At 65.8% G+C, this 8,026-nt stretch carries 7 protein-coding genes, 1 tRNA gene and 1 pseudogene; 3 read left to right on the forward strand and 6 right to left on the reverse strand.

The genetic code is table 11. The features are described 5' to 3' along the window. The first annotated feature begins 338 nt into the window (after positions 1-338). From H3H36_RS23865 to H3H36_RS23875, 3 genes are read left to right on the forward strand one after another with little or no spacing between them, the layout of a single operon-like run. Complete coding sequence (locus H3H36_RS23865) at positions 339-1,457, forward strand: acyl-CoA dehydrogenase family protein (protein ID WP_182220557.1); 1,119 nt, start codon at positions 339-341, stop codon at positions 1,455-1,457. Between the two features lie 10 nt (positions 1,458-1,467). Then, the gene (locus tag H3H36_RS23870; RefSeq protein WP_182220558.1) at positions 1,468-2,328 is read left to right on the forward strand and encodes a phosphate/phosphite/phosphonate ABC transporter substrate-binding protein; all 861 of its coding nucleotides are present in this window, start codon (positions 1,468-1,470) and stop codon (positions 2,326-2,328) included. Then, positions 2,306-3,508, forward strand: coding sequence for a ferritin-like domain-containing protein (locus H3H36_RS23875; RefSeq protein WP_229220074.1), 1,203 nt, complete (start codon positions 2,306-2,308; stop codon positions 3,506-3,508). The genes H3H36_RS23870 and H3H36_RS23875 overlap by 23 nt, the downstream gene beginning before the upstream one ends. On the opposite strand, the gene H3H36_RS23880 is transcribed toward H3H36_RS23875, so the two are convergent. From H3H36_RS23880 to H3H36_RS26755, 6 genes and pseudogenes are all read right to left on the reverse strand, one after another. Beyond that, positions 3,501-4,769: an amidase family protein gene (locus tag H3H36_RS23880; protein WP_182220560.1), complete on the reverse strand. Its 1,269-nt coding sequence runs from the start codon at positions 4,767-4,769 to the stop codon at positions 3,501-3,503. The genes H3H36_RS23875 and H3H36_RS23880 overlap by 8 nt on opposite strands. A gap of 213 nt (positions 4,770-4,982) precedes the next feature. Beyond that, complete coding sequence (locus H3H36_RS23885) at positions 4,983-5,558, reverse strand: elongation factor P (protein ID WP_182159231.1); 576 nt, start codon at positions 5,556-5,558, stop codon at positions 4,983-4,985. A gap of 110 nt (positions 5,559-5,668) precedes the next feature. Next, on the reverse strand, positions 5,669-6,766 hold the full coding sequence (gene earP, locus H3H36_RS23890) for an elongation factor P maturation arginine rhamnosyltransferase EarP (protein WP_229220076.1): 1,098 nt from the start codon (positions 6,764-6,766) through the stop codon (positions 5,669-5,671). Between the two features lie 180 nt (positions 6,767-6,946). Then, positions 6,947-7,561, reverse strand: a pseudogene (earP, locus tag H3H36_RS23895) (elongation factor P maturation arginine rhamnosyltransferase EarP); the annotation flags it as partial. A gap of 97 nt (positions 7,562-7,658) precedes the next feature. Then, positions 7,659-7,734, reverse strand: a tRNA-Glu gene (locus H3H36_RS23900). Between the two features lie 74 nt (positions 7,735-7,808). Next, positions 7,809-8,026, reverse strand: a 218-nt coding sequence (locus H3H36_RS26755; RefSeq protein WP_220459841.1) for a hypothetical protein, incomplete at its 5' end; no start/stop codon positions are given.

Genomic DNA, 8,026 nt, shown 5'->3' on the forward strand with positions numbered 1-8,026 from the left:
CTACTGCTGACTTTGCAACAGGCGCCCCGCCTCTGCTACACTGCGCGCACCATCGTATTTGTTCCAAACCGGTCCGCCGTAACGCCGCTTGCATGTTCGACTGAACTGTAGCGGGTCCGACGGCCCGCGCGTGGCTGGTGCGAGCGACGAACACGATGGCATGTACCGTTTCCAAGCGCTGTCAGCAAGCAGGTCGAGCAGAACATATCAGAGGTGCGCCATCCATGCGCGGATTCCGTCCGCCCATCCGCGTTCGCGCGGGCGACAGCCCGTCGCCGCTCCTGCCTGTTCCCCTCCGCCGCGCTGCAGCGTCCCATCGATTTCAAACAAGGGATGCCATGACCTACCTGCACCAACTCGACGCCATCGTCCAGAACACCATCGCCCCGGCGGCGCCAGCCACCGACCGTGAGGCCGCCTTTCCCCGCGCCGCCGTGCGCGCGCTGGGCGAAGCCGGCCTGCTGGGCCTGATCAGCGCCACCACCGTCGGCGGCATGGGGCTGGGCCTGGCCGAGGCGGCGCAAGTGGTCGAACGCATCGCCAAGGCCTGCCCGTCAACGGCCATGGTGATCTGCATGCACTACTGCGCCACCACCGTGCTGGAAAAAACGGGCAGCGATGCCGTGCGCCGCGACATCGCCGCCGGCCGCCACCTGAGCACCCTGGCCTGGTCCGACACGGGCTCGCGCAGCCACTTCTGGGCGCCCGTCGGCACGGCCCGCGCCGATGGCGACGCCGTCCTGCTCGACGGCAGCAAGACCATGGTCACCTCGGCCGGCGAAGCTGACTCCTACGTCTGGTCCACCGGCCCCATGGCCGCCGAAGGCGCCAGCTCGCTGTGGCTGGTCGACAGCAAGGCCGCCGGCCTGAGCGAAGTCAAGCAGTTCGATGGCCTGGGCCTGCGCGGCAACCGCTCCTCGCCGCTGACGGCAAAAAGTGTGCGCGTGTCGCGCTCGGCCCTGCTGGGCGCGGACGGCGGCGGCTTCGACATCATGATCGGCGCCGTCCTGCCCGTGTTCGCCACGCTGATCGCCTCGTGCTCGGTGGGCCTGATGGACGCCGTGCTGGAAACGGCCTGCGGCCACGTCAGCGCCAGCAAGCTGGAACACATCAACAGCGCGCTGGCCGACCTGCCCACCATCCGCGCCTACCTTGCCCGCGCCCGCATCCAGGCCGACATGGTGCGCACCCTGCGCGACGACACCGTGAGCGCGCTGGCCCAGGGCCGGCCCGACGCCATGCTGCGCGTGATGCAAGTGAAAGCGGCGGCTGCCGAAGCGGCGCTGGAAGTGAGCGATACGGCCATGCGCGTGTGCGGCGGCGCCGCCTTCCGCAAGGACCTGGGCGTGGAGCGCTACTTCCGCGATGCGCGCGCCGCATCCGTGATGGCACCAACCTCCGATGTGCTGTTCGACTTTATCGGCAAGGCCGTCTGCGGCATGCCGGTCTTCGGTTAAGGAGAACGCGATGACCAAACCATTGATGATGGGCGCCGTCGCCTACGCACCGAAAGTCGTGACGATCTGGGAAGGCTTCAAGGAATACTTCCGCCGCAACGGCTTCGAATTCGATTACATCCTGTATTCCAACTATGAGCGCCAGGTGGAAGCCCAGTTCGACGGCAGTATCGCGCTGGCCTGGAATTCGCCGCTGGCCTGGGTACGGGCCGAGCGCATGGCCCGCGCACGCGGCCAGCAGGTGCGCGCGATCGCCATGCGCGACAGCGACTGCGACCTGACCTCCGTGCTCGTGACCCGCAATGACGCGAACGCGCCCGCCACGCTGGACGCGCTGGCCGGCAAGACCATCGGCTTTGGCGCCATCGACTCGCCACAGGCGCGCCTGATCCCGCTCGACCACCTGCGCCAGCACGGCCTGCTGGCCGGCCGCGACTTCACGGCCAGGCGCTTCGACATCCTGGGCGGCAAGCACGGCGACCATATCGGCGGCGAACGCGATGCCGCGCTGGCCCTGATGGCGGGCGAAATCGACGCCGCCTGGATGATCGACGGTAACCACATGGCCTTCTCGCGCGAAGGCATCCTGCCGGCCAGCGCCACCCGCATCCTGACCCGCACGGGCGCCTTCGACCACTGCAATTTCACCGTCAGCCCCGGCGCGCCGGAAGCGGCCATCGCCCGCTTCACGGAGCTGCTGCTGGCCATGCGCTGGGACGATCCGGACGTGCGCCCCCTGCTGGAGCTGGAAGGGCTCAAGGCCTGGCTGCCGGGCCGCACCAGCGGCTACGACGCCCTGATCCGCGCCACGGACGATGAGCACTTCTATGACCAGGAAGGGAATATCCTTGCGACCGACTATCGATATTGAGGCGCTCGGTTTCGACGCCGGCGCCCACCTGCTGGTCAAGCACGCGCTGCAGCAAGTGGCGCCCGGCGCCGACATCGATGTAACCGGCGCCAGCGCGGGCTGGGACAGCCAGTTGGCCGCGTGGTGCCGCAGCCAGGGCCACCCCTGCCAGCTCGTCGAACGGGATGGGCACACGGTGGCCCGCGTCACGCGCGGCCACGTGCAGGCCGGCCGCTGGCGCGGCGCCATGCAAACAGGCCATGCCGACCCGGCACTGGACGGCGCCGTGGCCGACCACGCGCAGCCGCGCTGGGGCCTGGCCGCGCGCGGCGCGACGGTGGAAGCCGGCTCGCCGGCCATGCACTTCCGGCTCGACCAGAAAAGCGAAGTGTGGGCCGGCCGCGCCGCCGACCTGTACGCGCAGGCGGCCGCCGCGCAATGGGATCCGGAGACGGCCATCGACTGGAACGCCCCGTTCGAGCTGCCCGACATCGTGGAAGACGCCGTGGTCCAGGTGCTGACCTACATGATCGAGAACGAGGTGGCGGCGCTGGTGGTGCCGGCCCGCTTCCTGGGCCAGCTGCACCCGCACTACCGCGAAGTGCAGGCCGTGCTGGCGATCCAGTGCGCCGACGAGGCGCGCCATATCGACGTGTTCACGCGCCGCGTGCGGCTCAAGGGCAAGGGGCCCGCGCTGTCGACGGCCGGCGGCCAGAACTCGCTCAAGACGCTGCTCGACGAGGCCGATTTCTCCGTGGCCGAATTCCTGCTTTCCGTGCTGGGCGAAGGCACGTTCGTGAGCCTGCTGCAGTTCCTGCACACCCACGCGCCCGATCCCGTCACGCGCCAGATCGCGCGCCTGGCCGCGCGCGACGAGGCGCGCCATGTCGCCTTCGGCATGACGCACCTGGCCGCGCGGCTGGAGCGGGAACCGGCATTCCGTATCCGGCTGGCCAACGCGGTCCAGTCACGCAACGATGCGCTGTCCGGCACATCGGGACTGAACGAGGAAGTGTTCGACGCACTGATCCTGCTGGCAGCCGGCGAATTCACGCCCGCCGCCATCGCCACTGGCTACCAGCGGGTGCAGGAACTGATGGTGGACATGGCCGAAGGCCGCCAGGCGCGACTGGAAAAGCTGGGCTTCGCGAAGGACGCGGCGCAACAGCTGTCGTCGCTCCATACCCGCAATTTCATGTAGCCCGGCGCCGATGCAAGCTGGCCTGCTCGAAAGCGTAGGCCATACCAATCAGCTTGGCCTCGCTGTAGGCGGCGCCGACGAATGACAGGCCCACGGGCAGCCCGCGCACCTGCCCGGCCGGCACGGTGATGTGCGGATACCTGGCCACCGCGACCGGCAACGGAAGACCGCTGCCGGCATGGCCACCGTTGGCATCATCCTTCAGCCACGCCGGCCCACTGGTGGGCGCCACCAGCGCATCGAGGCCATGCTCGCGCATCAACTGGCCTATGCCCTCCTCCGGCCCATCGCCCTCATTGGGCAGTGCCGAATCGACCAGCACGGCGCCCTGCGCTTTCAGGTCCGCCAGGGCTTTTTCAATCACGACCGCGAATTCGGCGTGGTCACCAAAGCAGTTGCGGGCCACGCCGATGCGCGCACCGCGCAGGCCAGCCTTGTCGAGCGCCGCCCGGTAGTCGGCGACCTTGTCGCTGGCCGTGGTGGTGGCCGGGTCGTTGACGTCGGCGCCAGCCATCGCGGCCAGCATCAGGGCCGCATCGGCGACGCTGCGCGCCATCGGACCAGCCGTGTCGCGCGATGGATCGCCGGGAATGATGCCGCTGCGGCTCACCAGTCCCAGCGTGGGCTTGATGCCAACCAGGCCGCAATTGGAGGCTGGCCAGACGATGGAACCATTGGCTTCCGTGCCCACGGCCAGGGTGGCCAGGCCCGCCGCGATGGCCGCGCCGGAACACGGAGCGGCACCGCCAGCGGCATCGTCCGGGCGCATGCTGGCCCACTCACGGGGATTGGTCTTGCCGATGATGACGGCGCCGGCCGCCCGCAACTGGGCCACGACGAACGCATCACCTGCGGCGCGGGCGCCGGCGCTGGTGGTGCTGGCGCGTATGCTTGTGCTCATGCGGTCGCCGGTGGCGATATTGTCCTTCAACAGAACGGGGATGCCGTGCAGCGGCCCGCGCAGGCGCTTGAGGCCACGTTCGCGGTCCAGCTCCAGCGCGATCTTCAGCGCTTCCGGGTTGATCTCGATAATGGGGCTGACGGTGGGGCCGGTGTTGGCGACGGTTTTGATGCGGGCCAGGTACTGCGAGGTCAGCGAATGGGAAGTGAGCTTACCGGCCTGCATCAGCTCCTGTTGTTCCCGCACGCCCGCATCGAGGATGCCCGCCGTACCGAACCTGGGCGCCGCGCCCACTGCGCGCGCACTGCCTGCCAATGCGCCGGCATCGATGCCGGCCCGAACGAACTCCCTGCGATTCATGCCATCCTCGTGAGTGCTTAATCTCTGCTGCTTACCATTGGTTACTGCACGCGCTAGCATAGCAGCGGAAAGATTTTCACTCCAGAAAAATTGCTGTCGAGAATAGAATATTCCTTAACGTTTCCATACAAAAATACGACACCGGGGTCGGTACGGACGTAAAAAAAGCACGCCGGGCGAACCGGGCGTGCTATTTAGTGCGACGGGTGGTGCTTAGTTGCGGACCACGCGCTTGTACTCGTTGGTACGGGTGTCGATCTCGATCACGTCGTCCTGGCTCACGAACAGGGGAACCTGCACGGTGTGACGGTGGGCTTCGATCGCGTTTTCGATCTTGGCTTCCTTCAGCACGTTACCCGAGGTGTTGCCCTTGACGGCTGGCTCCGAGTACACCACTTGGCGGGCGATGGTGGTTGGCAGTTCAACCGAGATCGCTTTGCCATCGTAGAACACGGCTTCGCATTCCATACCGTCTTTCAGGTAGTGCAGCGCGTCGCCCAGGTTCTCTTCTTCGATTTCGTACTGGTTGTACTCAGCGTCCATGAACACGTACAGCGGGTCAGCGAAGTACGAGTAGGTCACTGGCTTCTTGTCCAGCACCACGACGTCGAACTTGTCGTCGCCACGGAACACGTTTTCCAGCGGGCTGTTGGTCAGAAGATTCTTCATCTTCCACTTGTAGGTGAAGCCCGTGCGGCTCGAACCGTTCACATCCGAACGCAGCACGATCATAGGCTTGCTGTCGACCATAATGATATTGCCAACACGAATTTCTTTTGCAGGTTTCATAGAGAGTGTACGTAAAAAGTAAGTTGCATAAAAAATCAACTGCTGCCGATGGCAATGAAGCCGCTAGCCACGTTTGATCGGGTAAAAATACGTTCTAAAATAACCGGGTATTATACCCGAGTTTCATGCTTAACCGACTGGATTACTCGGGAAAACTTCAGCAAATTGCCCGTCATGTCGCCGTTCTCCAGGATTTGCCGCTGCCACTCGGCGGCGCGGGCGGTGATGGCTGGCATTTCTGCCCGCAGCGCGTACCACAAGGCAGCACTGTGCTGGTCATCCGTACCGGCACCGTTCCAGTACAGCGAGAAAGCTGTCAGGCCATCCAAGCCGCCAGCGTAGCGGTGCAGGAAGGCACGCAGCTTCTTGTGGTGCAGGTTTTCGTCCTGCGGATAAATGTGCCAGATGAACGGCTTGCCAGCCCATTGCGCGCGCACGAAGGAATCCTCGCCGCGCACGAAATTGACATCGCACGCCCACAGCAGTTTGTCGTAATCCGGTTGCGGCACGAATGGCAGCACGCGCAAGGTCAGCGCACCACGGCTGGCGACGGCGCCGGCCACGGGTTCCGCGCCAAGGAAGGCCCGCACCGCTTCAGCCGCTACACCTTCCGGCACCAGGCAGGTGACGGGTTCAGCGCCCTGCTCCCATGCCGTGAACAACCCGGCGACGGGCGCGTGCGGATAGCAGAACATCGATACTTTTTGCGCGGCGATTTCCGCAGGCGACAAGCCTAGTTGCGCAAGGAAGTCCGCCATGGCGGCGGGATCAGCCTGGAACTGGCGGCGACGCTCGTCCAGTGCCGACTCCACCAGCAGCCCGCCCGTCTTGGCCGTAAAGCCGGGGAAGAAGAAGTGCTTGGTCAGCGGCAGGCGCGGGTGCGAGGACGGCAAGGTATGACAGCCCTCCACCCACTCTTCCGCCGTCAGACCTTCAAGGTTGAGCCATACGGAGCGCGGTTCGCGTCCGACCATCGCGGCGATATAGCCTTCCGGGATATCGCAGCCGAAAAATTCGATCACGATGTCGGCCACGTCGGCCGCTTCAAACTCACCATGCTGGCTGTGCCAGTGGCGCACCGTGACGCCGCCGACCCGCTGCACCTCGGTATCCGTGGCGACTTCGGGGCAGATGCGGCGAAAACTGTGCAGGTCATCCACCCACAGTTCGACGGCCACCCCGTGCTCGTGCGCCAACTGGCGCGCCATGCGCCAGCAGATGCCCACATCACCGTAGTTGTCGACCACCTTGCAGAAGATGGCCAGCGTGGTTGGGCGGCCGTGGCCAGCCGGGTCCACTACTTCAGGCAGCGCATCCGCCCAAGCGCGCGCGTGCGGCGCCAGCAGGCACGATACCGGACCAGCCATGCAGGCACCCAGCGCAGCGTATCGCTCACCATCACCGTTCCAGACCTGGAACGCCTCGGCCAACACGGCAGCCGCATGCGCCGGCAACGCCGCGCCGTATGCGCGCACGAAATCGCGCGCCACAGTGGAGCCGGCGCCCGCCTCCGCCTGCCAGACAAACGGGCGCGCGGCCAGTTGCGCACGCGCCAGTTGCGCATCACCGCGCACGAAATTGAAGTCGCAGGCCCACAGCAGCTGATCGTAAGCCTGGGCATCGAGCGCGGGCAGCACCTGTACTGTCAGGCCGCCGCGCGTGGCGCGCGCGCCGGCGACGGCGTCGGCTCCGAGGAACGCGGCCACGGCGTCGGACGCCTCGCCTTCGGGCACCAGGCACAACGTGGGCGTGGCGGCAGCCTGCAACTGTGCGAACAGTTGCGATACAGGCGCCGTACGGTTGCAGCACAACGAGATCCGGCGCGCATACGCCACGCGCTGCATGTCCACATCGAGCCCGGCGAAGAAGGCGGCGCGCACGTGGGCGTTGTAATGGAATAGCCAGCGCCGCACGGACAGCCGCGTGGCATCGCTCCCAGCGGGCAAGGCAGCATTGGCGGCGGCGGAGCCGGCGAAATTCAAATCGGAGGAAGAGGCCATCATCGGGCACCATCAATCATCGCATTCGCGATGGACGCAAAAAAAGCCGCACCAGGCGGCTTATTCGACCGTCTTCCGGCTTGCGGCCGGCGCGGTTATCTGGCGTCCCCAGGGGGATTCGAACCCCCGTACTCACCGTGAAAGGGTGATGTCCTAGGCCTCTAGACGATGGGGACTTTGCAGTGCTGCTTCGAGTCTTGTTGCCCTCAAAAAAGCGTGCGCGAATCATAGCACAACGATCGCAACAGAATCAATAGCTTAGCGCGTATATCGCCCGATTTTCGCCGCCCGCATGGCTGTTTTGCAACAATGACAAAACCGCTCTGCCCACGCAAAAACGCGGAATCGGCATAGGGGCGGCCAGCATAGCTGACCGGTCCCCTGCCACACCACCCGGCATGCGGGTCCGCACCGGGCGGTTCGAGTAGTTGAGGTTAAGACAGGCGTGGTACGCCCAACCGGTCGAAG

This window comes from Rugamonas fusca (assembly GCF_014042365.1).
Taxonomy (GTDB): Bacteria; Pseudomonadota; Gammaproteobacteria; order Burkholderiales; family Burkholderiaceae_D; genus Rugamonas; species Rugamonas fusca.

Excerpts from the sequence above, each read along its gene's own strand:
- H3H36_RS23885 (WP_182159231.1), bottom strand. The coding sequence starts at position 5,558 with ATGAAACCTGCAAAAGAAATTCGTGTTGGCAATATCATTATGGTCGAC.
- H3H36_RS23870 (WP_182220558.1), top strand. The coding sequence starts at position 1,468 with ATGACCAAACCATTGATGATGGGCGCCGTCGCCTACGCACCGAAAGTC.
- H3H36_RS23865 (WP_182220557.1), top strand. The coding sequence starts at position 339 with ATGACCTACCTGCACCAACTCGACGCCATCGTCCAGAACACCATCGCC.
- H3H36_RS23880 (WP_182220560.1), bottom strand. The coding sequence starts at position 4,769 with ATGAATCGCAGGGAGTTCGTTCGGGCCGGCATCGATGCCGGCGCATTG.
- earP (WP_229220076.1), bottom strand. The coding sequence starts at position 6,766 with ATGGCGCGCCAGTTGGCGCACGAGCACGGGGTGGCCGTCGAACTGTGG.